This is a genomic window from Klebsiella planticola, from assembly GCF_000783935.2.
Taxonomy (GTDB): Bacteria; Pseudomonadota; Gammaproteobacteria; order Enterobacterales; family Enterobacteriaceae; genus Klebsiella; species Klebsiella planticola.
In genome coordinates, this window is record NZ_CP026047.1 from 1,231,232 (window position 1) to 1,254,479 (window position 23,248).

The 23,248-nt window shown below is 51.6% G+C and carries 37 protein-coding genes and 1 rRNA gene; 6 read left to right on the forward strand and 32 right to left on the reverse strand.

The genetic code is table 11. From position 1 onward, the window contains the following. Positions 1 to 228: 228 nt before the first annotated feature. Positions 229 to 1,768 (reverse strand): 16S ribosomal RNA (locus tag MC50_RS05945). A 467-nt stretch (positions 1,769 to 2,235) separates the two neighbouring features. Between MC50_RS05945 and MC50_RS05950 the strand changes: the two genes are divergently transcribed. Further along, entirely contained in the window at positions 2,236 to 2,790 is a 555-nt protein-coding gene (locus MC50_RS05950) for a gamma carbonic anhydrase family protein (RefSeq protein WP_032690506.1), read from the forward strand. Here the strand turns inward: MC50_RS05950 and MC50_RS05955 are convergent. From MC50_RS05955 to dprA, 6 genes are read right to left on the reverse strand one after another with little or no spacing between them, the layout of a single operon-like run. Further along, positions 2,766 to 3,023, reverse strand: coding sequence for a DUF1488 family protein (locus MC50_RS05955; RefSeq protein ID WP_032690493.1), 258 nt, complete (start codon positions 3,021 to 3,023; stop codon positions 2,766 to 2,768). The genes MC50_RS05950 and MC50_RS05955 overlap by 25 nt on opposite strands. Then, a complete protein-coding gene (gene aroE, locus MC50_RS05960) occupies positions 3,020 to 3,838 on the reverse strand; it encodes a shikimate dehydrogenase (RefSeq protein WP_032690492.1) in 819 nt (272 codons plus the stop codon). Before aroE ends, MC50_RS05955 begins: the two co-directional genes overlap by 4 nt. 3 nt (positions 3,839 to 3,841) lie before the next feature. Beyond that, positions 3,842 to 4,414 (reverse strand): L-threonylcarbamoyladenylate synthase type 1 TsaC, encoded by a 573-nt coding sequence (tsaC, locus tag MC50_RS05965; protein ID WP_032690491.1) that lies wholly within the window; start codon positions 4,412 to 4,414, stop codon positions 3,842 to 3,844. Next, positions 4,407 to 4,961 carry a DNA topoisomerase family protein gene (locus MC50_RS05970; RefSeq protein ID WP_047663532.1) on the reverse strand — a complete coding sequence of 185 codons (555 nt, stop codon included), beginning with the start codon at positions 4,959 to 4,961 and terminating at the stop codon, positions 4,407 to 4,409. Before MC50_RS05970 ends, tsaC begins: the two co-directional genes overlap by 8 nt. Before the next feature lie 26 nt (positions 4,962 to 4,987). Further along, complete coding sequence (smg, locus tag MC50_RS05975) at positions 4,988 to 5,461, reverse strand: DUF494 family protein Smg (protein WP_004868322.1); 474 nt, start codon at positions 5,459 to 5,461, stop codon at positions 4,988 to 4,990. Further along, positions 5,433 to 6,557, reverse strand: coding sequence for a DNA-protecting protein DprA (gene dprA / locus MC50_RS05980; RefSeq protein WP_032690490.1), 1,125 nt, complete (start codon positions 6,555 to 6,557; stop codon positions 5,433 to 5,435). The genes smg and dprA overlap by 29 nt, the downstream gene beginning before the upstream one ends. Before the next feature lie 128 nt (positions 6,558 to 6,685). Here dprA and def point away from each other — a divergent pair, with 128 nt between their 5' ends. The 5 genes from def (at position 6,686) to mscL (ending at position 11,452) form a co-directional block, all read left to right on the forward strand. Then, entirely contained in the window at positions 6,686 to 7,195 is a 510-nt protein-coding gene (gene def, locus MC50_RS05985; RefSeq protein ID WP_032690489.1) for a peptide deformylase, read from the forward strand. Between the two features lie 14 nt (positions 7,196 to 7,209). Next, positions 7,210 to 8,157, forward strand: a complete 948-nt coding sequence (gene fmt / locus MC50_RS05990) for a methionyl-tRNA formyltransferase (protein ID WP_032690488.1) — start codon at positions 7,210 to 7,212, stop codon at positions 8,155 to 8,157. 52 nt (positions 8,158 to 8,209) lie between these two features. Then, entirely contained in the window at positions 8,210 to 9,505 is a 1,296-nt protein-coding gene (gene rsmB / locus MC50_RS05995; protein WP_046853403.1) for a 16S rRNA (cytosine(967)-C(5))-methyltransferase RsmB, read from the forward strand. Between the two features lie 13 nt (positions 9,506 to 9,518). Continuing rightward, entirely contained in the window at positions 9,519 to 10,895 is a 1,377-nt protein-coding gene (gene trkA / locus MC50_RS06000) for a Trk system potassium transporter TrkA (RefSeq protein ID WP_047663533.1), read from the forward strand. Between the two features lie 143 nt (positions 10,896 to 11,038). Continuing rightward, on the forward strand, positions 11,039 to 11,452 hold the full coding sequence (mscL, locus tag MC50_RS06005) for a large-conductance mechanosensitive channel protein MscL (RefSeq protein ID WP_032690485.1): 414 nt from the start codon (positions 11,039 to 11,041) through the stop codon (positions 11,450 to 11,452). Here mscL and MC50_RS06010 read toward each other — a convergent pair whose 3' ends face one another. The 25 genes from MC50_RS06010 to rplV form a co-directional block, all read right to left on the reverse strand. After that, positions 11,453 to 11,668, reverse strand: coding sequence for an alternative ribosome-rescue factor A (locus MC50_RS06010; protein ID WP_032690484.1), 216 nt, complete (start codon positions 11,666 to 11,668; stop codon positions 11,453 to 11,455). Positions 11,669 to 11,725: 57 nt separating this feature from the next. Then, a complete protein-coding gene (gene zntR / locus MC50_RS06015) occupies positions 11,726 to 12,151 on the reverse strand; it encodes a Zn(2+)-responsive transcriptional regulator (RefSeq protein ID WP_032690483.1) in 426 nt (141 codons plus the stop codon). A gap of 2 nt (positions 12,152 to 12,153) precedes the next feature. After that, positions 12,154 to 12,522 carry a DnaJ family domain-containing protein gene (locus MC50_RS06020; protein WP_032690482.1) on the reverse strand — a complete coding sequence of 123 codons (369 nt, stop codon included), beginning with the start codon at positions 12,520 to 12,522 and terminating at the stop codon, positions 12,154 to 12,156. A 107-nt stretch (positions 12,523 to 12,629) separates the two neighbouring features. Continuing rightward, positions 12,630 to 13,016, reverse strand: coding sequence for a 50S ribosomal protein L17 (gene rplQ, locus MC50_RS06025; protein WP_004868344.1), 387 nt, complete (start codon positions 13,014 to 13,016; stop codon positions 12,630 to 12,632). 40 nt (positions 13,017 to 13,056) lie between these two features. Then, entirely contained in the window at positions 13,057 to 14,046 is a 990-nt protein-coding gene (locus MC50_RS06030) for a DNA-directed RNA polymerase subunit alpha (protein WP_002919219.1), read from the reverse strand. Between the two features lie 25 nt (positions 14,047 to 14,071). Continuing rightward, positions 14,072 to 14,692: a 30S ribosomal protein S4 gene (gene rpsD, locus MC50_RS06035; RefSeq protein WP_004868345.1), complete on the reverse strand. Its 621-nt coding sequence runs from the start codon at positions 14,690 to 14,692 to the stop codon at positions 14,072 to 14,074. Positions 14,693 to 14,725: 33 nt separating this feature from the next. After that, positions 14,726 to 15,115: a 30S ribosomal protein S11 gene (gene rpsK, locus MC50_RS06040; RefSeq protein ID WP_004138423.1), complete on the reverse strand. Its 390-nt coding sequence runs from the start codon at positions 15,113 to 15,115 to the stop codon at positions 14,726 to 14,728. Between the two features lie 16 nt (positions 15,116 to 15,131). Next, positions 15,132 to 15,488: a 30S ribosomal protein S13 gene (rpsM, locus tag MC50_RS06045; RefSeq protein WP_004868349.1), complete on the reverse strand. Its 357-nt coding sequence runs from the start codon at positions 15,486 to 15,488 to the stop codon at positions 15,132 to 15,134. 146 nt (positions 15,489 to 15,634) lie between these two features. Further along, on the reverse strand, positions 15,635 to 15,751 hold the full coding sequence (rpmJ, locus tag MC50_RS06050; protein ID WP_000868187.1) for a 50S ribosomal protein L36: 117 nt from the start codon (positions 15,749 to 15,751) through the stop codon (positions 15,635 to 15,637). Between the two features lie 31 nt (positions 15,752 to 15,782). Next, a complete protein-coding gene (secY, locus tag MC50_RS06055; protein WP_004868351.1) occupies positions 15,783 to 17,114 on the reverse strand; it encodes a preprotein translocase subunit SecY in 1,332 nt (443 codons plus the stop codon). Positions 17,115 to 17,121: 7 nt separating this feature from the next. Further along, the gene (gene rplO / locus MC50_RS06060; RefSeq protein WP_004868352.1) at positions 17,122 to 17,556 is read right to left on the reverse strand and encodes a 50S ribosomal protein L15; all 435 of its coding nucleotides are present in this window, start codon (positions 17,554 to 17,556) and stop codon (positions 17,122 to 17,124) included. Positions 17,557 to 17,559: 3 nt separating this feature from the next. Then, complete coding sequence (rpmD, locus tag MC50_RS06065; RefSeq protein WP_001140434.1) at positions 17,560 to 17,739, reverse strand: 50S ribosomal protein L30; 180 nt, start codon at positions 17,737 to 17,739, stop codon at positions 17,560 to 17,562. Positions 17,740 to 17,742: 3 nt separating this feature from the next. Continuing rightward, complete coding sequence (rpsE, locus tag MC50_RS06070) at positions 17,743 to 18,246, reverse strand: 30S ribosomal protein S5 (RefSeq protein WP_004106339.1); 504 nt, start codon at positions 18,244 to 18,246, stop codon at positions 17,743 to 17,745. A 14-nt stretch (positions 18,247 to 18,260) separates the two neighbouring features. Next, positions 18,261 to 18,614, reverse strand: a complete 354-nt coding sequence (rplR, locus tag MC50_RS06075) for a 50S ribosomal protein L18 (RefSeq protein WP_000358960.1) — start codon at positions 18,612 to 18,614, stop codon at positions 18,261 to 18,263. Positions 18,615 to 18,623: 9 nt separating this feature from the next. Beyond that, positions 18,624 to 19,157 (reverse strand): 50S ribosomal protein L6, encoded by a 534-nt coding sequence (gene rplF, locus MC50_RS06080; protein WP_004868354.1) that lies wholly within the window; start codon positions 19,155 to 19,157, stop codon positions 18,624 to 18,626. A gap of 12 nt (positions 19,158 to 19,169) precedes the next feature. Next, positions 19,170 to 19,562 (reverse strand): 30S ribosomal protein S8, encoded by a 393-nt coding sequence (gene rpsH, locus MC50_RS06085; protein WP_004106343.1) that lies wholly within the window; start codon positions 19,560 to 19,562, stop codon positions 19,170 to 19,172. A gap of 33 nt (positions 19,563 to 19,595) precedes the next feature. Then, positions 19,596 to 19,901: a 30S ribosomal protein S14 gene (rpsN, locus tag MC50_RS06090; RefSeq protein WP_002919667.1), complete on the reverse strand. Its 306-nt coding sequence runs from the start codon at positions 19,899 to 19,901 to the stop codon at positions 19,596 to 19,598. Between the two features lie 14 nt (positions 19,902 to 19,915). After that, positions 19,916 to 20,455 carry a 50S ribosomal protein L5 gene (gene rplE / locus MC50_RS06095; RefSeq protein ID WP_001096206.1) on the reverse strand — a complete coding sequence of 180 codons (540 nt, stop codon included), beginning with the start codon at positions 20,453 to 20,455 and terminating at the stop codon, positions 19,916 to 19,918. A gap of 14 nt (positions 20,456 to 20,469) precedes the next feature. After that, on the reverse strand, positions 20,470 to 20,784 hold the full coding sequence (rplX, locus tag MC50_RS06100) for a 50S ribosomal protein L24 (protein ID WP_004106345.1): 315 nt from the start codon (positions 20,782 to 20,784) through the stop codon (positions 20,470 to 20,472). Between the two features lie 10 nt (positions 20,785 to 20,794). Further along, on the reverse strand, positions 20,795 to 21,166 hold the full coding sequence (gene rplN / locus MC50_RS06105; RefSeq protein ID WP_002919748.1) for a 50S ribosomal protein L14: 372 nt from the start codon (positions 21,164 to 21,166) through the stop codon (positions 20,795 to 20,797). 161 nt (positions 21,167 to 21,327) lie between these two features. Next, positions 21,328 to 21,582, reverse strand: a complete 255-nt coding sequence (gene rpsQ, locus MC50_RS06110) for a 30S ribosomal protein S17 (protein ID WP_004868357.1) — start codon at positions 21,580 to 21,582, stop codon at positions 21,328 to 21,330. Then, positions 21,582 to 21,773, reverse strand: coding sequence for a 50S ribosomal protein L29 (gene rpmC / locus MC50_RS06115; RefSeq protein ID WP_004868359.1), 192 nt, complete (start codon positions 21,771 to 21,773; stop codon positions 21,582 to 21,584). Before rpmC ends, rpsQ begins: the two co-directional genes overlap by 1 nt. After that, positions 21,773 to 22,183 (reverse strand): 50S ribosomal protein L16, encoded by a 411-nt coding sequence (gene rplP, locus MC50_RS06120; protein ID WP_002919759.1) that lies wholly within the window; start codon positions 22,181 to 22,183, stop codon positions 21,773 to 21,775. Before rplP ends, rpmC begins: the two co-directional genes overlap by 1 nt. Before the next feature lie 12 nt (positions 22,184 to 22,195). Continuing rightward, entirely contained in the window at positions 22,196 to 22,894 is a 699-nt protein-coding gene (gene rpsC, locus MC50_RS06125) for a 30S ribosomal protein S3 (protein ID WP_002919766.1), read from the reverse strand. Between the two features lie 17 nt (positions 22,895 to 22,911). Next, entirely contained in the window at positions 22,912 to 23,244 is a 333-nt protein-coding gene (gene rplV / locus MC50_RS06130) for a 50S ribosomal protein L22 (protein ID WP_002919773.1), read from the reverse strand. Positions 23,245 to 23,248 lie beyond the last annotated feature (4 nt).

Consider the following 23,248-nt stretch of genomic DNA (forward strand, 5'->3'; position numbering starts at 1 on the left):
ACCCGAAACTGTTTCGTAAAACAGTCCGCATTGCGAAAATTTGAGAGACTCGAACACACCATTTTTCCTTTCTTGTTTACGGAGAAAGGAAACAGTGTGTCGTTTCAATTTTCAGCTTGATCCAGATTTTTAAAGAGCAAAATTTCACAATGCACTTCTCAGTACATTTTGAAATTTATCATTCATCAGACAATCTGTGTGAGCACTACAAAGGCAGGTTCTTTCAGGTAAGGAGGTGATCCAACCGCAGGTTCCCCTACGGTTACCTTGTTACGACTTCACCCCAGTCATGAATCACAAAGTGGTAAGCGCCCTCCCGAAGGTTAAGCTACCTACTTCTTTTGCAACCCACTCCCATGGTGTGACGGGCGGTGTGTACAAGGCCCGGGAACGTATTCACCGTAGCATTCTGATCTACGATTACTAGCGATTCCGACTTCATGGAGTCGAGTTGCAGACTCCAATCCGGACTACGACATACTTTATGAGGTCCGCTTGCTCTCGCGAGGTCGCTTCTCTTTGTATATGCCATTGTAGCACGTGTGTAGCCCTACTCGTAAGGGCCATGATGACTTGACGTCATCCCCACCTTCCTCCAGTTTATCACTGGCAGTCTCCTTTGAGTTCCCGACCGAATCGCTGGCAACAAAGGATAAGGGTTGCGCTCGTTGCGGGACTTAACCCAACATTTCACAACACGAGCTGACGACAGCCATGCAGCACCTGTCTCAGAGTTCCCGAAGGCACCAAAGCATCTCTGCTAAGTTCTCTGGATGTCAAGAGTAGGTAAGGTTCTTCGCGTTGCATCGAATTAAACCACATGCTCCACCGCTTGTGCGGGCCCCCGTCAATTCATTTGAGTTTTAACCTTGCGGCCGTACTCCCCAGGCGGTCGACTTAACGCGTTAGCTCCGGAAGCCACTCCTCAAGGGAACAACCTCCAAGTCGACATCGTTTACAGCGTGGACTACCAGGGTATCTAATCCTGTTTGCTCCCCACGCTTTCGCACCTGAGCGTCAGTCTTTGTCCAGGGGGCCGCCTTCGCCACCGGTATTCCTCCAGATCTCTACGCATTTCACCGCTACACCTGGAATTCTACCCCCCTCTACAAGACTCAAGCTTGCCAGTTTCAAATGCAGTTCCCAGGTTGAGCCCGGGGATTTCACATCTGACTTAACAAACCGCCTGCGTGCGCTTTACGCCCAGTAATTCCGATTAACGCTTGCACCCTCCGTATTACCGCGGCTGCTGGCACGGAGTTAGCCGGTGCTTCTTCTGCGAGTAACGTCAATCGCCAAGGTTATTAACCTTAACGCCTTCCTCCTCGCTGAAAGTACTTTACAACCCGAAGGCCTTCTTCATACACGCGGCATGGCTGCATCAGGCTTGCGCCCATTGTGCAATATTCCCCACTGCTGCCTCCCGTAGGAGTCTGGACCGTGTCTCAGTTCCAGTGTGGCTGGTCATCCTCTCAGACCAGCTAGGGATCGTCGCCTAGGTGAGCCATTACCCCACCTACTAGCTAATCCCATCTGGGCACATCTGATGGCATGAGGCCCGAAGGTCCCCCACTTTGGTCTTGCGACGTTATGCGGTATTAGCTACCGTTTCCAGTAGTTATCCCCCTCCATCAGGCAGTTTCCCAGACATTACTCACCCGTCCGCCGCTCGTCACCCGAGAGCAAGCTCTCTGTGCTACCGCTCGACTTGCATGTGTTAGGCCTGCCGCCAGCGTTCAATCTGAGCCATGATCAAACTCTTCAATTTAAGTTTGATGCTCGTGAATTAAACTTCGTAATGAATTACGTGTTCACTCAGAGACTTGGTATTCATTTTTCGTCCGAGGACGTTAAGAATCCATGTCACTTTGAGTGCCCACACAGATTGTCTGATAAATTGTTAAAGAGCAGTGCGACGGCGCTGAGCGCTCTGTCGCGAGGTGGCGTATATTACGCTTTCCTCTTTCAGAGTCAACCCTGAATTTCAGAATTTTTTCTCTGCCGACCCGGCTTACTCTGTGAACTCGTTCACATGTGCCGTGTCAGTGGGAGCGCATTATAGGGATCCCATTTTATTGCACAAGTCTTTTATCGATCTTTTTTTCCAAGTGATGTTTTTTCGCCCTTTTCGCGGCGTTATTGTTCAGATTGCTCAATTTTCACCACAATAAGGGGTTGCAGGTGGCCGCAAAAGCCACCAAAGTCTTCGTACAACCCAGGTTTATTGAGGTAACCATGTCCGCTAATTTACGTCCTTATAAAGATTTATTCCCACAAACCGGCCAGCGAGTGATGATCGATGCCACCAGCGTAGCGATCGGCGATGTCCGAATGGCTGATGATGTCAGCATCTGGCCGCTGGTTGCTATTCGCGGAGATGTTAACTACGTGGCAATCGGTGCCCGCACTAACATTCAGGACGGTAGCGTGCTACATGTCACCCACAAATCCTCCTCTAACCCTCAGGGGAATCCTCTGATCATTGGCGAAGAGGTCACCGTCGGTCACAAGGTCATGCTGCATGGCTGCACTATCGGCAATCGGGTGCTGGTTGGCATGGGTTCGATTTTGCTGGATGGCGTTGTAGTAGAAGACGACGTGATGATTGGCGCCGGTAGTCTGGTCCCGCAAAACAAACGGCTGGAAAGCGGCTATCTCTATTTTGGCAACCCGGTGAAACAAATCCGCCCCCTGACGGAGGCGGAACGGGCAGGTCTGCTCTATTCAGCAAACAACTATGTGAAATGGAAAAACGATTATCTGGATCAGGAGAACCACACCCAGCCCTGATCATCTTCCTGCTGGTCGCGGATCAATACTTCAGCTTCTTCTTCCAGATCCCAGCGATGGCGACAAAACGCGGCCAGCCACTGCTCGGGGGTATCACCATCGAAGCGCTGCTTTAACGTTGCCCCCCTGATTGCACAGGTGAGCTGCATACCATTAACCAGCACGGGAAAGGTGACACACTGTCGGTCGGTATCCCACTCTTCTCTGTCAGGAAACTGAATCGCCTGATTCACGTATTCAGTTCCTTATGTAAGGCCTGAATAACCGGCGTAATCTCTGGCAGAACCCCATGCCAGAGCAGAACGGCATGGGCGGCCTGCGCCACCAGCATACCCAGCCCATCGGCACACATTGTCGCACCATGATCCTGGCACCAGTGTAAAAACGGTGTGCAGCCCTTCTGGTAAAACATGTCATAACAATAAACGTGCGTATTGATTAAGGACGCGGGAACTGCCGGCACATCACCGCTGATACCACTGGAAGTTGCATTAATAATGAGATCGAACTCATGTCCAGCCAGTGATTCCATCTCAAGCGCGCATACACTACCGGTATGCGCAAACAGTGTCGCCAGCTCCTGCGCGCGGGAATAAGTCCGGTTGACAATAGTGACAGCGCAATCCAGTGACAGCAGGGGTAACAAGACACCCCGCGATGCGCCGCCGGCCCCGATAAGTAATACCCGATAGCCCGGTTTAATGAACCCCAGCCGCTCCAGATCGCTCAGCAGCCCAATCCCATCGGTGTTGTCCCCCAGCAAACGTCCATCGTCCAGCCTCTTTAGGGTATTCACCGCCCCCGCCAGGGCCGCGCGCTCAGTCAGTTCATCCGCTCGGGCAAACGCTTCCTCCTTGAACGGAACGGTAACGTTAGCCCCCTTTCCCCCTTCGGCGAAGAAGGTATCCAGGGTATGGATAAAATCGTCCAGCGGCGCCAGAACTCGCCCATACGGATGCGCAATCTGCAGCTGCTGCGCAAAGCGCTGGTGAATAGAGGGGGACTTACTGTGGGCGATCGGATTTCCGAAGACAGCGTAGGTTTGCATAAATTATCCCTGGCGAAAGAGTTCGCCCGTCAGGGCATCGCGAATTTCAGACGGATTCTGACGACCACCCGTTGCACCATCGACGACCGGGAAACTGGCGCCAAACTGAGTCAGAACTTCAGCCGTGGTACGGCAAGGCGGCTGACCGGATAAATTCGCGCTGGTTGAAACCAGCGGTTTGCCATAGGCCTCACACAATTCGACCACCAGCGGATGATCGCTGACGCGTACCGCCAGGGAATCAAAACGCCCGGTCAGCCAGCGTGGCGTTGTGGCACGAGCCGGAAAGACAAAAGTAACCGGCCCCGGCCAGCAGGAGAAGATCGCCGCTCGCTGTGCATCATTAAGCCGCGAATCATCAATATAAGGTATCAGCTGTTCATAGCTGGCCGCGATCAGGATGAGCCCCTTCTCAACGGGGCGTTGTTTAAGCGCCAGCAGGCGCATGACCGCCGTTTCGCTGTCAGGATCGCAGCCTACGCCAAAAACGGCTTCTGTTGGATAGGCGATGACATCTTCGTTATGCAGTACCGTCACGGCATGAGCGACGGTTTCTGAGTGCAGGTTCTTATTCACTGATTTGTTCCGCCGGGATCGGCTTTCCACATTGTTTACTGGCACAAAAGCGTCTGACGCCCTGCGCCGTTTTCTTTTCGATTAATAGCGGATAGTGGCATTCAGGGCATTCACCCGCTACCGGTTTGAAGTTGATAACGAACTGGCAATCGGGGTAACGATCGCAGGAATGAAAGGTTTTGCCGAAACGAGAACGGCGCTGAACCAGCTGCCCTTGCCCACACTGCGGGCAGGAAATCGCTGTTTCGTCAGGCTTATCAATAGTTTCAGTATGCTCACATTCCGGATAACGGCTGCAACCAACAAACATACCGAAGCGCCCCTGGCGCAACACCATAACAGCACCGCAAGACGGACACTCCTGTCCCTCCAGTACCTTTACGATATGTCCGTCCGCCTGATTTTTCAGCGGACGGACATAGTCACAGTCCGGATAGTGCGAGCAACCGAGAAACGGCCCGTGTTTCCCGGAGCGGATTACCAGTTCAGCCCCGCACTGTGGGCAGGGCTCATTTTTACGCACCGAAAACAGTGCTAATTTGGTCATAACAACTCGATGTTGCCGCAATAAGATTAATGCAGCATACCTTCATTTACTTCGAAGAGTAATTCTTCCATTTGTTGATAGGCATTTTCACAGCCCGGAATATTGAACAGTACCATCAGGATCACCCATTTCAGGTCTTCCAGATCAAATTCTGCTGTATCCAGAGCTAGCACACGCTCTATCACCATTTCCCGCGTTTCGAGGTTCAACACCTGAATCTGCTCGAGGAATAATAAAAATCCCCGGCAACTGGCATCCAGACGCAGACACTCTTCTTCGGTATAAATCCGCAAAGAGAGCGGGTCAGAAGCAAGCTGCATGGGAGCAACGAGCCCCTCTTGATAGTCAGCCAGTTTCTCGAGCCACATCAACGCGTTATAGATATCTTCCCGATCGAATCCTGCATCGGTGAGATCCCGGGTCAGTTTATCCTGGTCCACGCGCATTTCTGCTTCGTTTTGGATGTAAGTCTCAAACAAATACATGAGTACGTCGAACATGGCTTGCCCTCCTTAATCGGACATAGCCGCCGGGTACAGCTGCGATCCAGCCTGCTAACTCCAGTTCAAGTAGCTGAGCTACGGTCACTGGCACAGATTGGCCGGCACGTTCAGCGACAACGTCAACAGGTGTTACCTCATCTCCTACGTTAGCCAGGAGCTCTGGAAATGGCAATGCTACGGGAGGCGGATCCATGCAATTATTTATATTGTCAGGCACATCCTGGAGCCATTGCAGCTCCTGCTGGCAATACGCGATGATATCTTGCGCTGATGTCACGGGGATGGCGCCTTGTTTAAGCAGCCAGTGTGGACCTTCGGAACCAGGATTACCTACCGGCCCGGGTAATGCAAAAACCTCTCTTCCTTGTTCCAGCGCACAGCGAACCGTCACCAGCGAGCCGCTTTTCAGGGCGGCCTCAATCACCAGCACGCCAATACTGAGTCCGCTGATAATTCGATTCCGACGAGGGAAATTTCCCGGCCACGGGGAGGTTGTAAGGGGAAACTCAGACAGCAATGCTCCCCCGCTATCCACTATCTTCCCGGCTAATGCGTGATGACGACGCGGATAGATTGCGCCTAATCCATTGCCGAGTACGCCGATTGTCTTCCCGCGTGCCTCAAGTGCGCCGCGGTGAGCGACGCCGTCAATGCCAATAGCCAGGCCGCTGGTAATGGTGATACCAAGATGCGCCAGCTCTTCGCTGAACTGTTTCCCCCACCGAGCACCGTACCAGGAGTGGGAGCGGCTGCCGACAACGGCCAGCTGTAAACTGCTCAACACGGCCAAATCTCCGCAAACGAAAAGCGCGCCGGGATAGTCAGCGATGGCGCGCAGTCGGGGCGGATAATAAGGGCTATCGGCCAGCAGCAGGTGGTGCCCGGGTTGCTCCAGCCACAATAGCGTAGACTCAAGCTCTCGTTGGCCAACGGATAGAAATTGCTTCACTTGCGCTGCACTCAGACCGCAGGCGTACAATACTTCACTATCTGGCACCCGGGCTGCACGCAGTATTCTGGCAGCCATCACCATACCGTCGCCATAAAGGTTGCTCACCTTCATCAGACGCAGCCAGATCTCCGTAGGTGCCATCCCTGTCCCCTGCCATAAGTGGCTTTAACAATCTTTGCGATTGGACAGTGAGACTGTCAATTAGAGGGGGTTTTGTCTAGAATAGAGCTAATAATCTTATCAACTCCTGAATACGACTCTGGATCTTTATGGCAGTTTTGCAAGTGTTACATATCCCGGACGAGCGCCTTCGCAAAGTCGCTGAACCGGTAAAAGAAGTCAATGCGGAAATTCAACGTATCGTTGATGATATGTTCGAGACGATGTACGCGGAAGAAGGTATCGGTCTGGCCGCTACCCAGGTAGATATCCATCAGCGCATTATCGTTATCGATGTCTCGGAAAACCGTGAACAGCAGCTGGTGTTAATCAACCCGGAGCTGTTGGAAAAAGACGGTGAAACGGGCATCGAAGAAGGTTGCTTGTCTATCCCGGAACAGCGCGCACTGGTGCCACGTGCCGAAACCGTGAAGATTCGTGCATTGGATCGCGAAGGCAAGCCGTTTGAACTGAATGCTGACGGCCTGCTGGCTATCTGTATCCAGCATGAAATGGATCACCTGGTAGGCAAACTGTTTATCGATTATCTGTCGCCGCTTAAACAACAGCGTATTCGCCAGAAAGTTGAAAAACTGGACCGTTTGCGTACGCGTGCCTGAGGACAAGGACTAACGTGTCACAATCACTACGTATTATCTTTGCGGGAACCCCCGATTTTGCAGCGCGTCATCTCGATGCGCTGCTGTCGTCTGGGCACCAGATTGTTGGCGTATTTACCCAGCCCGATCGCCCCGCCGGCCGCGGCAAAAAATTGCAGCCAGGCCCGGTAAAGGTTCTTGCACAGGCGCACAATCTGCCGGTGTTCCAGCCTGTCTCCCTGCGCCCGCAGGAAAATCAGCAGCTGGTAGCCTCTCTGAATGCCGATGTCATGGTCGTCGTAGCCTACGGATTGATTCTGCCCAAAGCAGTTCTGGATATGCCACGACTGGGCTGCATCAACGTACACGGCTCTTTGCTGCCGCGCTGGCGCGGCGCGGCGCCTATTCAGCGCTCACTCTGGGCGGGTGATGCTGAAACCGGCGTCACCATCATGCAGATGGACGTCGGTCTGGATACCGGAGATATGCTGCATAAACTCTCCTGCCCGATCTCTGCGCAAGATACCAGCGCCAGTCTGTATGACAAGCTGGCAGAACTCGGCCCACAAGGGTTGCTGGAAACGTTAACTCAGCTCGCAAACGGCTCGACTCAGCCGGAAGTCCAGGATGAGGCGTTGGTGACCTACGCTGAGAAGCTCAGTAAAGAAGAAGCCCGCATTGACTGGTCTCTTTCCGCTGCGCAGCTCGAACGTTGCATTCGCGCATTCAACCCGTGGCCCATGAGCTGGCTGGAAATTGATGAGCAACCGGTGAAAGTGTGGCAGGCATCCGTCATTGCTGAAACCAGCGGTGCTGAACCTGGTACGATCGTGGCCGCTGGCAAGCAAGGTATTCAGATCGCAACCGGCAATGGCATCCTGAACCTCGAGTCATTGCAGCCGGCAGGTAAAAAAGCGATGAGCGCCCAGGACTTGCTAAATTCTCGCCGGGAATGGTTTATCCCCGGTAACCGTCTATCCTGACGGTAGTCACTGTCTAAAGCCCGGGTTTACCGGGCATTTTTATTTTGCGGTTATGAAAAAAAATCAAAATTTACGCAGTCTGGCGGCGAAAGCCGTTGAGCAGGTTGTCGAACAAGGTCAGTCATTAAGTAACGTTCTGCCGCCATTACAGCAAAAGGTCGGGGAAAAGGACAAAGCGCTGCTGCAAGAGCTGTGTTTTGGTGTCCTGCGTACCCTCAGCCAGCTGGACTGGCTGGTTAACAAACTGATGGCTCGCCCGATGACGGGCAAACAGCGAACCATTCACTATTTAATTATGGTGGGGTTTTATCAGCTGCTCTATACCCGCATTCCGGCCCATGCTGCGCTGGCGGAAACGGTGGAAGGCGCGGTAGCCATCAAACGTCCGCAGTTGAAGGGACTCATCAACGGCGTTTTACGCCAGTTTCAGCGCCAGCAGGAAGCTTTATTGGCCGAATTTGCCCAAAGCGAGAGTCGTTTTCTTCATCCGGCATGGCTGCTCAAGCGTTTGCAAAAATCATGGCCGCAGCAATGGCAAGCGATTGTCGATGCAAATAACCAACGCCCGCCCATGTGGCTGCGCGTAAACCGCAGTCATCATTCACGCGATGAGTGGCTCGCGCTTCTGGAAGAGGCCGGACTGCACGGTTTTACCCACCCTGATTATCCTGATGCGGTGCGTCTGGCAACGCCGGCCCCCGTTCAGGCATTACCCGGATTCGACCAGGGCTGGGTTACCGTCCAGGATGCTTCAGCCCAGGGCTGCATGCGCTATCTGACCCCAGAAAATGGCGAGAGAATCCTCGACCTGTGTGCTGCTCCTGGGGGTAAAACGACGCATATTCTGGAAGTCGCGCCGCAGGCCAGCGTTCTGGCGGTTGATATTGATGAGCAGCGCCTGTCGCGTGTCTATGACAATCTGAAGCGACTCGGCATGAAAGCGCAGGTGAAACAGGGTGATGGCCGCTATCCCGCTCAGTGGTGTGAAGACGAACAGTTTGATCGCATTCTGCTCGATGCCCCCTGTTCAGCAACGGGCGTCATTCGTCGTCATCCGGATATTAAATGGCTACGCCGCGATCGCGACATTGCCGAGCTGGCCCAGCTGCAGGCGGAGATTCTTGACGCCATCTGGTCTCATCTGAAACCTGGCGGAACACTGGTCTATGCGACCTGCTCAATTCTTCCGGAAGAGAATAGCCAGCAAATTGCTGCCTTCCTCAAGCGTACGCCAGATGCAGAGCTCAGCCTCACCGGCACGCCTGAGCTGCCGGGCGTGCAAAATTTGCCCGGCGCAGAAGAGGGTGATGGGTTCTTTTACGCTAAGCTGATCAAACATCGGAAATAATGGATCACTGCTGATGAAGATTATTATTCTGGGCGCCGGTCAGGTAGGCGGAACTCTTGCGGAAAACCTCGTGGGAGAGAACAACGATATCACCCTGGTCGACACCAATGGTGACCGCCTGCACAGCCTGCAGGATAAATTTGACCTCCGCGTTGTTCAGGGACACGGTTCCCACCCACGCGTGCTGCGTGAAGCTGGCGCCGACGATGCCGACATGCTGGTTGCCGTAACCAGTTCAGATGAAACCAATATGGTGGCCTGCCAGGTTGCCTATTCACTGTTCAATACGCCTAATCGTATTGCGCGTATCCGTTCCCCGGATTATGTACGAGATGCCGAAAAACTGTTCCACTCGGAAGCGGTGCCTATCGATCATCTGATCGCGCCTGAACAATTAGTTATCGACAATATCTACCGACTTATTGAATATCCAGGTGCACTGCAGGTCGTAAACTTTGCCGAAGGTAAAGTCAGCCTCGCGGTCGTAAAAGCCTACTACGGCGGTCCACTGGTAGGGAATGCGCTCTCGACAATGCGTGAACATATGCCGCATATCGATACTCGCGTAGCGGCCATTTTCCGCCACGACAGACCCATCCGTCCGCAGGGTTCGACAATCGTTGAAGCCGGCGATGAAGTGTTCTTCATTGCCGCATCGCAGCATATTCGCGCCGTCATGAGCGAACTGCAGCGCCTGGAAAAACCCTATAAGCGCATCATGCTGGTTGGCGGGGGCAATATCGGTGCAGGTCTTGCTCGTCGTCTTGAGAAAGATTACAGCGTTAAGCTGATCGAACGCGATCAGCAACGCGCCGCCGAGCTTGCGGAGAAACTACAGAATACTATTGTCTTCTATGGCGATGCCTCGGATCAGGAACTGCTAGCGGAAGAACACATCGATCAAGTGGATCTCTTCATTGCCGTCACCAATGACGATGAAGCCAATATCATGTCTGCAATGCTGGCCAAACGGATGGGCGCCAAAAAAGTCATGGTGTTGATCCAGCGGAAAGCCTACGTCGATCTGGTGCAGGGTAGCGTGATCGATATTGCTATATCGCCGCAGCAAGCCACGATCTCCGCCCTACTGAGCCATGTCCGTAAGGCCGATATTGTTGGCGTCTCCTCACTGCGCCGCGGTGTCGCAGAGGCCATTGAAGCTGTAGCTCACGGCGATGAAAGTACCTCCCGTGTAGTGGGTCGTTCGATCGATGAGATCAAGCTACCGCCGGGCACGATCATCGGTGCTGTCGTCCGTGGCAATGACGTAATGATCGCGAATAATAACCTGCGTATTGAGCAGGGCGATCACGTCATTATGTTTCTGACCGACAAAAAATTTATATCCGACGTCGAGCGTCTTTTCCAACCCAGTCCTTTCTTCCTCTAATTGCACGGGCGCCTGTATGGCGCCCTTTTTGATTATCCTTTATATATCAGGGGATAATATTTTTTAGCAATTATTCAACAGCAATGGCAAATGGAAATACATTTGATAAACTTATCACTGTTAGCGGGTTCATGGAGAATAAAATGAGCATTTTAAAAGAGTTTCGCGACTTCGCGATGCGCGGGAATGTTGTTGATTTGGCAGTGGGTGTCATCATCGGTGCGGCATTTGGTAAAATTGTATCGTCATTGGTTGCCGATATTATTATGCCGCCACTAGGCCTGCTGATTGGTGGAATTGATTTTAAATCGTTCGCCGTCACGTTACGCGATGCACACGGCGATGTCCCGGCTGTGGTAATGCATTATGGGGTGTTTATCCAGAACGTGTTTGATTTCGTGATCGTGGCCTTTGCCATTTTTATGGCGATCAAACTGATGAATAACCTGAATCGCAAAAAGGCAGAGGCTCCTGCTGCGCCACCGGCACCAACGAAAGAAGAAGTATTGTTGAGTGAGATTCGCGATCTGCTGAAAGAACAGAATAACCGTTCGTAATCAGGCAACAGAAAGCAGAAGGCCAGTGGTAAAAAAGCGATTCACTCTTTTGCCACTGGCCTCCCGGTCATTCCGCCCCGCATGTTTATCTTTACGTTGGTAGCTGCCTTTCCCCTTCCGGTTTTTCTCTACTCTCTGTCTGAATAACGGGTCATGCAGCAACGCCTCAATGGCATTGTCTTTTATTTGCCCTTTGGTGTGTTGATAGCGGCTCATAATAGCTCCTGGATGTGAATGAGATCGGCGGGAGTGTAGATCCGCGCGATGAAAAAATCAACGTTCCGCCGTAGTACTACTGGCTCCTTGCTCAAGGGCCTCGAGAATAGAACAATAGACGCTGCTATGGGCTGTACCGCAGCAGGCCTCATTCAGTCGTTGCAATGAACGGCGCATTGCTTGTAGCTCTTTAATTCGTGCGTCGACTTCGCTCAGACGTGCCTGAACAATGCCTTTTGACTCCTGACAGGTATGATGCTCCGGATCAACGCGGATCGACAATAATTCACGGATCGCTTCAAGGGTAAACCCGAGCTGACGGGCATAGCGGATGAAGCGCAGGCGCTGAAGGTCGTTCTCGGTATAGAGGCGAAATCCACCTTCTGTACGTACATCGTGAGCCATCATCTGCTGTTTTTCATAGTAGCGAATGGTATCGGGCGTGACATCAGCCAGCTTTGCGAGTTCACCAATACGGTACATACCTACTCCTCATCAATTTTATTCTGAAGCCTGTCTGCGTATTCACCACGTAAAAAATCGGTATTCAACCCCGCCTGCCGTAACTTCAGTTCCAGTAAAGCAAGTCGGCGGCTGAGCTCTGCATACTGAGGATCGTCCGGACGGACCGCTTTTAATAAATCGACCAGCGCAACGGCTTCTCTTCGTTGCTCAAGTTCAGGAGGCAGACAGCCGGCATTTTTGAGTAAGCGGTAGCCCGCGCGTAATTCAGGCGGCACATGCAGGTCATCATCCAAAGCCAGTGGCTCTCCACGACCAGGAAGATCATCAAATTCACCTTTGGTTTGTGCATCAAGGATATGGCGTTCTGCCCACTGATCCAGCAACCACATCATTCGGCTCCGGGGATGAACAAAAAGAATACAGGTATTGTAGTGAAGCAGCCGTAGCGAGGATATAAAAAAACCCGCCGAGGCGGGTTTTTTTACGTTACTACAGATTACTCTGCAGCAGCTTCTGCTTTCAGCTCAGCACGATCAACCAGCTCGATGTATGCCATCGGCGCGTTGTCGCCTGCACGGAAGCCACACTTCAGAATGCGAGTGTAACCACCGGCGCGGCTCGCGAAACGCGGGCCCAGCTCGTTAAACAGTTTTGCCACGATCTCGTTATCACGAGTACGGGCGAATGCCAGACGACGATTAGCAACGCTATCAGTCTTGGCAAGAGTAATCAGCGGCTCAACTACGCGACGCAGTTCTTTCGCTTTCGGCAGGGTCGTCTTGATGATTTCATGACGAACCAGCGAACCAGCCATGTTACGGAACATAGCCTGGCGATGGCTGCTGTTGCGGTTCAGTTGACGACCACTCTTACGATGGCGCATGACCTTATCCTTCTCAGTAAAACCTTAACCTGTGATCCGGTTACTCGTCAGCAATGCTTGCCGGTGGCCAGTTTTCCAGGCGCATGCCCAGAGACAGACCACGTGAAGCCAGCACGTCTTTAATCTCGGTAAGAGATTTTTTACCCAGGTTCGGCGTTTTCAGCAACTCAACCTCGGTACGCTGTACCAGATCACCGATATAGTGGATAGCTTCTGCCTTGAGGCAGTTAGCAGAGCGGACAGTCAATTCGAGATCGTCAACAGGGCGCAGCAGGATCGGATCGAATTCTGGTTTCTCTTCTTTCACTTCCGGCTGACGTACATCACGTAAGTCAACGAAAGCTTCCAGTTGTTCTGCCAGGATGGTTGCCGCACGACGAATCGCCTCTTCAGGATCGATTGTGCCGTTGGTTTCCATTTCGATGACCAGCTTGTCCAGGTCGGTACGCTGTTCTACACGCGCTGCTTCAACATTGTAGGCAATACGCTCTACCGGGCTGTAGCATGCGTCGACCAGCAGACGGCCGATTGGGCGCTCATCTTCTTCCGAATGAATTCGGGCAGAAGCCGGCACATAACCGCGACCGCGCTGAACTTTGATACGCATGCTAATAGCTGCGTTCTCATCGGTCAGGTGGCAGATCACATGTTGCGGCTTGACGATTTCGACATCACCGTCATGGGTAATGTCGGCTGCGGTCACAGGGCCAATGCCAGATTTATTCAAAGTAAGGATGACTTCATCTTTACCCTGAACTCTCACCGCAAGCCCTTTCAGGTTGAGCAGGATTTCAAGGATATCTTCCTGAACGCCTTCTTTGGTGCTGTACTCGTGCAGTACACCATCAATCTCAACCTCGGTCACCGCGCAACCCGGCATCGATGAGAGCAGAATACGGCGCAGTGCGTTACCCAGAGTATGGCCAAAGCCACGCTCTAAAGGCTCAAGGGTCACCTTGGCGTGCGTCGAACTCACTTGCTCGATATCGACCAGGCGCGGTTTTAGAAACTCTGTCACAGAACCCTGCATTGTGTCCTCTCTTTGGTACTAAGCTTTACTTGGAGTAAAGCTCGACGATCAGGTGTTCGTTAATGTCCGCAGACAGATCAGAACGTTCCGGCTGACGCTTGAACGTACCTTCCATCTTGCCAGCATCAACTTCCAGCCAGGTTGGCTTTTCACGCTGCTCAGCCAGCTCCAGAGCGGCTTTCACGCGAGATTGCTTTTTCGCTTTCTCACGAATGCTAACAACGTCGTTCGCTTTAACCTGATAAGAAGCAATGTTAACAACACGACCGTTTACCATGATAGCTTTGTGGCTAACCAGCTGACGTGATTCAGCACGAGTCGCGCCGAAGCCCATACGGTATACAACGTTGTCCAGACGGCCTTCCAGCAGAGCCAACAGGTTTTCACCGGTGTTGCCTTTCAGACGTGCTGCTTCTTTATAGTAGTTACGGAACTGACGCTCCAGCACACCGTACATACGGCGAACTTTTTGCTTTTCACGCAACTGCACACCATAGTCAGACAGACGCGGCTTACGCGCACCGTGCTGGCCAGGAGCTTGTTCAATTTTACACTTGGTATCGATCGCGCGAACGCCAGACTTAAGGAATAAGTCGGTGCCCTCACGACGGCTCAGCTTGAGCTTAGGACCCAAATATCTTGCCATTTTCTTTCTCCAACAATCCTAGAAACGAGCGCGTTATACGCGACGTTTTTTCGGCGGACGACAACCGTTATGAGGGATCGGAGTCACATCAGTAATATTAGTGATGCGGAAACCAGCGGCGTTCAGTGCACGAATAGTAGATTCGCGACCCGGACCCGGACCTTTGACCATAACTTCCAGATTCTTGATGCCGTATTCTTTTACGGCTTCAGCGCAACGCTCTGCTGCAACCTGAGCTGCGAACGGAGTGGATTTGCGAGAACCACGGAAACCGGAACCACCGGCTGTTGCCCAACCCAGTGCGTTACCCTGACGATCGGTAATGGTAACGATGGTGTTGTTAAAAGAAGCATGGACATGAGCCACGCCATCAGAGACTTGTTTTCTTACACGCTTACGTGCACGAACTGGTGCCTTTGCCATTATTCAATCACCCCGATTATTTCTTGATCGGTTTACGCGGACCCTTACGGGTACGTGCGTTGGTCTTAGTACGCTGACCGCGAACCGGAAGACCACGACGATGGCGTAAACCACGATAGCAACCAAGGTCCATCAGACGCTTGATGCTCAGGGTGATTTCACGGCGCAGATCACCTTCAACGACAAATTTACCTACTGCTTCACGCAGGGATTCAATTTGTTCTTCAGACAGCTCACTGATCTTAACATTTTCAGCGATACCCGTGTCAGCACAGATGGCTTTAGAGCGGGTCTTGCCGATACCGAAAATAGCAGTTAATGCGATTACGGTATGTTTCTGATCAGGAATGTTAATGCCTGCTATACGGGCCACTATGCACTCCTACTATTTAATATGTACGCACCATGCTGAAAAGCCCGTTTTCAGGATACTCAAATGGAAACGCACAGACATACAAAAGATTGGCTGGCTAATCTAGCCAGCTCAATCCAACTTTGCAAGAAAAATATGCGAAAAAATCAGCCTTGGCGCTGTTTATGCTTTGGCTCGGCACTGCAAATCACGCGGATGACGCCATCACGCTTAACGATTTTGCAGTTACGGCATAATTTCTTGACGGAAGCACGAACTTTCATTTTTACTCTCCGTAACTTCTCGGGCGCCCTGTTAGCGGCCGTAGCCTTTCAGGTTCGCCTTCTTCAATGCAGACTCGTACTGACTTGACATCATCAGAGTTTGCACTTGAGCCATAAAGTCCATAATCACAACGACAACAATAAGCAGCGAGGTTCCACCGAAGTAGAACGGCACTTTCATTGCATCACGCATGAACTCCGGGATCAGGCAGATAAAGGTAATGTATAACGCACCAACCAGGGTCAGGCGAGTCATCACTTTATCAATATACTTCGCCGTTTGCTCTCCCGGACGAATTCCTGGTACAAATGCACCGGACTTCTTCAGGTTATCTGCTGTTTCACGCGGGTTGAAAACCAACGCCGTGTAGAAGAAACAGAAGAATATGATTGCAGACGCATAGAGTAACACATAAAGCGGTTGCCCAGGCTGCAAATACAGCGAAATTGTTGTCAGCCAGTTCCAACCGGTCCCGCCCCCGAACCATGACGCGATGGTCGCAGGGAACAGAATAATACTGGAAGCGAAGATTGCCGGGATAACCCCTGCCATATTCACTTTCAGCGGTAAATGTGTGCTCTGTGCAGCATAGACACGACGACCTTGTTGACGCTTCGCGTAGTTCACCACAATGCGGCGTTGACCACGTTCTACGAATACAACAAAGAAGGTCACGGCAAATACTAATACTGCAACCAACAGCAACAGGAGGAAGTGCAGGTCGCCTTGACGCGCTTGCTCGATAGTATGGGCGATGGCTGGCGGGAGTCCCGCAACGATACCAGCGAAGATAATGATCGAAATACCGTTACCGATACCACGTTCAGTAATCTGTTCGCCGAGCCACATCAGGAACATAGTCCCTGTGACCAGACTTACAACAGCGGTGAAATAGAATGCAAAGCCTGGATTCATCACCAGGCCCTGCATACCAGGCATATTCGGCAGACCGGTAGCAATACCGATCGACTGGAATATCGCCAGCACCAGAGTACCGTAACGGGTGTACTGGCTGATCTTACGACGACCAGACTCCCCTTCTTTCTTTATTTCTGCCAGCGGCTGATAAACAACCGTCAACAGTTGGACAATAATCGATGCCGAAATATACGGCATGATACCCAAAGCAAAGATAGAAGCACGGCTGAGAGCACCACCAGAGAACATGTTGAACATTTCAATGATGGTGCCTCGCTGTTGCTCAAGCAGTTTGGCAAGTACAGCGGCATCAATACCAGGGATCGGAATAAAAGAACCAATACGGAACACAATCAGCGCACCGATAACAAACAAAAGTCTGCGTTTCAGTTCGCCAAGTCCACCTTTGGCACTTTGAAAATCTAATCCCGGTTGCTTAGCCATCTGCTACTTATTCCTCAATTTTACCGCCAGCAGCTTCGATAGCAGCACGAGCACCTTTAGTCACACGCAGGCCACGAACAGTTACCGGACGAGCTACCTCACCAGACAGGATCACTTTCGCGAACTCAATCTGAATACCGATAATGTTAGCTGCTTTCAGCGTGTTCAGGTCGACTACATCGCCTTCTACGTGAGCCAGATCAGACAGACGAACTTCTGCAGTGATCATCGCTTTACGAGAAGTGAAGCCGAATTTCGGCAGACGACGGTACAGAGGCATCTGACCACCCTCGAAACCGCGACGTACGCCACCGCCAGAACGAGAGTTCTGACCTTTGTGACCACGACCACCGGTTTTACCGAGGCCAGAACCGATACCACGACCAAGGCGTTTACCCGCCTTTTTGGAGCCTTCGGCCGGAGACAGAGTATTTAAACGCATCTCTTACTCCTCAACTTTAACCATAAAGGAAACCGCGTTGACCATACCACGAACAGCAGGAGTATCCTCGCGTTCTACGGTGTGACCAATACGACGCAGACCCAGGCCAAGCAGCGTTGCCTTGTGTTTCGGCAGACGACCGATTGCACTGCGGGTTTGAGTAATTTTAATAGTCTTTGCCATGGTTTATTTCCCCAGAATTTCTTCAACGGATTTACCACGCTTGGCAGCGACCATTTCTGGAGAATTCATATTTTCCAGGCCATCAATAGTTGCACGAACCACGTTGATCGGGTTGGTGGAACCATATGCTTTAGCCAGAACGTTATGAACTCCAGCAACTTCCAGAACGGCGCGCATTGCACCACCGGCGATGATACCGGTACCTTCGGAAGCTGGCTGCATGAATACACGAGAACCCGTGTGAACACCTTTAACCGGGTGTTGCAGGGTGCCGTGGTTCAGCGCGACGTTAATCATATTGCGACGGGCTTTTTCCATCGCTTTCTGGATCGCTGCTGGAACTTCACGCGCTTTACCGTAACCAAAACCTACGCGGCCATTACCATCACCAACTACAGTCAGAGCTGTGAAGGAGAAAATACGACCACCTTTAACGGTTTTAGATACGCGGTTAACCGCGATCAGCTTTTCCTGCAGTTCGCCAGCTTGTTTTTCGATGTGAGCCATCTTACACCTCTACCTTAGAACTGAAGGCCAGCTTCACGGGCAGCATCTGCCAGTGCCTGGACACGACCATGATATTGGAACCCGGAACGGTCAAAGGAAACATCTTTGATGCCTTTTTCCAGAGCGCGTTCAGCAACAGCTTTACCCACAGCTGCAGCCGCGTCTTTGTTACCGGTGTACTTCAGTTGTTCAGCGATAGCTTTTTCTACAGTAGAAGCAGCTACCAGAACTTCAGAACCGTTCGGTGCAATTACCTGTGCGTAAATATGACGCGGGGTACGATGTACCACCAGGCGAGTTGCACCCAGCTCCTGGAGCTTGCGGCGTGCGCGGGTCGCACGACGGATACGAGCAGATTTCTTATCCATAGTGTTACCTTACTTCTTCTTAGCCTCTTTGGTACGCACGACTTCGTCGGCGTAACGAACACCCTTGCCTTTATAAGGCTCAGGACGACGGTAGGCGCGCAGATCTGCTGCAACCTGACCGATCACCTGCTTATCAGCGCCTTTCAGCACGATTTCAGTTTGAGTCGGGCATTCTGCAGTGATACCGGCCGGCAGTTTGTGTTCAACAGGATGAGAGAAACCTAAAGCCAGGTTTACTACATCCCCTTTAACCGCTGCACGATAACCTACACCAACCAGCTGAAGCTTTTTAGTGAAGCCTTCGGTAACACCGATAACTACTGAGTTAAGCAGGGCACGCGCGGTACCAGCCTGAGCCCAACCGTCTGCGAAACCATCACGCGGACCGAAGGTCAGTGCATTATCTGCATGTTTAACTTCAACAGCATCGTTGAGAGTACGAGTCAGCTCGCCATTCTTACCTTTGATCGTAATAACCTGACCGTTGATTTTTACGTCAACGCCGGCAGGAATAACGACCGGTGCTTTAGCAACACGAGACATTTTTTCCTCCGATTAGGCTACGTAGCAGATAATTTCGCCACCAAGACCAGCTTGGCGCGCTGCACGATCAGTCATAACACCTTTAGAGGTAGAAATAACTGCGATACCCAGACCCGCCATAACTTTTGGCAGCTCATCTTTACGCTTATAGATGCGCAGACCTGGGCGGCTGACACGCTGAATGCTTTCTACAACAGCTTTACCCTGGAAATACTTAAGAGTCAGTTCCAGTTCCGGCTTGATGTCGCCTTCAACTTTAAAATCTTCAATAAAGCCTTCTTCCTTCAGCACGTTGGCAATTGCCACTTTCAGCTTGGAGGAAGGCATGGTGACCGCAGCTTTATTCGCGGCCTGACCGTTACGGATACGGGTCAGCATATCCGCGATCGGATCTTGCATGCTCATCTGTCTTTACTCCCGTGATTCAATTGGTGACAATTACCAGCTAGCCTTTTTCAGACCCGGGATTTCACCGCGCATTGCGGCTTCACGGACCTTGATACGGCTCAACCCGAACTTCCGCAGGAAACCATGCGGACGACCTGTTTGACGGCAGCGGTTACGCTGACGAGACGGGCTGGAATCACGCGGCAGAGTCTGCAGCTTGAGAACGGCATTCCAACGATCTTCGTCGGTTGCGTTCACATCAGAGATGATAGCTTTCAGTTCAGCGCGTTTAGCGAAGAATTTATCAGCTAAAGCCACGCGCTTTACTTCGCGTGCTTTCATTGATTGCTTAGCCATTAAGTAACCCTACCTTACTTGCGGAACGGGAAGTCAAAGGCAGCCAGCAGAGCGCGGCCTTCTTCATCAGATTTCGCAGTAGTGGTAATGGTAATATCCAAACCACGAACGCGGTCGACTTTATCGTAGTCGATTTCTGGGAAGATGATCTGCTCACGGACACCCATGCTGTAGTTACCACGACCGTCGAAAGACTTAGCGGACAAGCCACGGAAGTCACGGATACGCGGTACAGCAATAGTGATCAGGCGCTCAAAGAACTCCCACATGCGTTCGCCACGCAGAGTTACTTTACAGCCGATCGGATAGCCCTGACGGATTTTGAAGCCTGCAACTGATTTGCGTGCTTTGGTGATCAACGGCTTTTGACCGGAGATTGCTGTCAGATCAGCTGCTGCGTTATCCAGCAGTTTCTTGTCAGCGATCGCTTCACCAACACCCATGTTCAGGGTGATCTTCTCGACCCGAGGGACTTGCATGACAGAATTGTAGTTAAACTCAGTCATGAGTTTATTAACTACTTCGTCTTTGTAGTAATCATGCAGTTTCGCCATCGTACTACTCCAAATTACTTGATAGTTTCGCTGTTAGACTTGAAGAAACGGACTTTTTTGCCGTCTTCGAATCTAAAGCCTACACGGTCAGCCTTGCCGGTTGCCGCATTGAAGATTGCAACGTTAGAAACCTGAATAGCAGCTTCTTTTTCAACGATGCCGCCTGGTTGGTTCAGAGCCGGAACCGGCTTCTGGTGTTTCTTAACCAGGTTGATACCTTCAACAATGAGCTTGCCGGAAGACAAGACATTCTTAACTTTACCGCGTTTACCTTTATCTTTACCGGTTAACACGATAACTTCGTCATCACGACGGATTTTCGCTGCCATGATTCGCTCCTTAGAGTACTTCTGGTGCCAGAGAGATAATTTTCATGAACTTCTCGGTACGAAGCTCACGAGTTACCGGCCCAAAAATACGCGTACCGATGGGCTGCTCGCTGTTATTGTTCAGAATAACGCATGCATTACCATCGAAGCGAATGACAGAACCGTCCGGGCGACGAACACCCTTCTTGGTGCGCACCACTACCGCCTTCAGCACATCACCTTTTTTGACCTTACCACGCGGAATTGCTTCCTTGATGGTGATCTTGATGATGTCGCCTACGCCTGCGTAGCGACGGTGCGAGCCACCCAGAACCTTGATACACATTACGCGACGTGCACCGGAGTTGTCGGCGACGTTCAGCATAGTCTGTTCTTGGATCATTTTAGTGCTCCGCTAATGTCAACTACTACTGAGACCCAAAGTCGGGCCGTTAAAAATCCCCATATCGAGGGCGCGGCATTATAACACCGGAAATCGGATATGGGTAGAAAAAATAAACGGCTCATCGCTGAGCCGTTTATCCGTTGAGAATGCAGGCTCTATTACAGAACTGCTTTCTCTACAACGCGAACCAGCGTCCAGGACTTAGTCTTGGACAGCGGACGGCATTCGTGGATTTCGACCACGTCACCGATACCGCATTCGTTGTTCTCGTCATGTACGTGCAGTTTGGTCGTACGCTTGATGAATTTACCGTAGATCGGGTGTTTCACAAAACGTTCGATAGCAACAACGATGGATTTCTCCATTTTATTGCTAACTACGCGACCTTGCAGAGTACGGATTTTATCGGTCATTACGCACCCGCCTTCTCAGTCAGTAAAGTCTTAACGCGTGCAACATCACGACGCACTTGCTTCAGCAGATGAGTCTGTTGCAGCTGGCCACTTGCAGCCTGCATACGCAGGTTGAACTGCTCACGCAGCAGGTTCAGCAGCTCAGCGTTCAGCTCTTCAACGCTTTTTTCACGCAGCTCTTTTGCTTTCATTACATCACCGTCTTAGTTACAAAGGTGGTTTTGATAGGCAGTTTCGCTGCTGCCAGGCCGAAGGCTTCACGGGCCAGCTCTTCCGGTACGCCGTCCATTTCATAAAGGACTTTACCCGGCTGAATCAAGGCAACCCAGTACTCCACGTTACCTTTACCTTTACCCATACGAACTTCCAGCGGCTTCTCGGTGATCGGTTTGTCCGGGAATACACGGATCCAGATCTTACCTTGACGCTTAACTGCACGGGTCATAGCACGACGTGCTGCTTCGATCTGACGTGCAGTCAGACGACCACGGCCAACAGCTTTCAGACCGAAAGTGCCGAAGCTAACATCCGTACCCTGCGCCAGACCACGGTTGCGGCCTTTGTGCACTTTACGGAATTTTGTACGCTTTGGTTGTAACATCAGCGACGCTCCTTATTTACGGCCTTTACGCTGCTGCTTTTTAGGTTGAGCAGCCGGTTCCGGTTGTTCAACAGCAGCCATACCACCCAGGATCTCGCCTTTGAAGATCCATACCTTAACGCCGATTACACCGTAAGTGGTGTGCGCTTCAGAGGTGTTGTAGTCGATGTCAGCACGCAGAGTGTGCAGCGGTACGCGACCTTCACGGTACCATTCGGTACGTGCGATTTCCGCGCCGCCCAGACGGCCGCTAACTTCAACTTTGATACCTTTAGCGCCCAGACGCATTGCGTTCTGTACAGCACGCTTCATCGCACGACGGAACATAACGCGACGTTCCAGCTGAGAAGTGATGCTGTCAGCAACCAATTTAGCGTCCAGTTCTGGCTTACGAACTTCGGCGATATTGATCTGTGCAGGAACGCCAGCGATATCCGCTACGACCTTGCGCAGTTTTTCTACGTCTTCGCCTTTCTTACCGATAACGATGCCCGGGCGAGCAGTGTGAATAGTCACACGGATGCTCTTAGCCGGACGCTCGATAACGATACGAGATACGGACGCTTTAGCCAGTTCTTTAGTCAGGAACTGACGTACTTTAAAATCGCTGTCCAGGTTGTCAGCGAATTCTTTGGTGTTCGCGAACCAGGTAGAGTTCCATGGTTTGACAATACCCAGGCGAATACCATTAGGATGTACTTTCTGACCCATTGCTAGTCTCCAGAGTCTCAGCGATCGGACACAACCACAGTGATGTGGCTGGTGCGCTTCAGGATGCGATCTGCACGACCTTTCGCACGCGGCATAATGCGCTTCATGCTCGGGCCTTCGTCTACGAAAATTTTCGCAACTTTCAGATCGTCAATGTCAGCGCCATCGTTGTGTTCAGCGTTAGCAATGGCAGATTCCAGTACCTTCTTGACCAGTACAGCAGCTTTCTTGTTGGTGTAGGTCAGAATATCCAGGGCCTGCGACACTTTCTTACCGCGAATCAGGTCAGCTACAAGGCGAACCTTCTGAGCAGAAGAACGAGCATGGCGATGTTGAGCTAAAGTTTCCATCTCT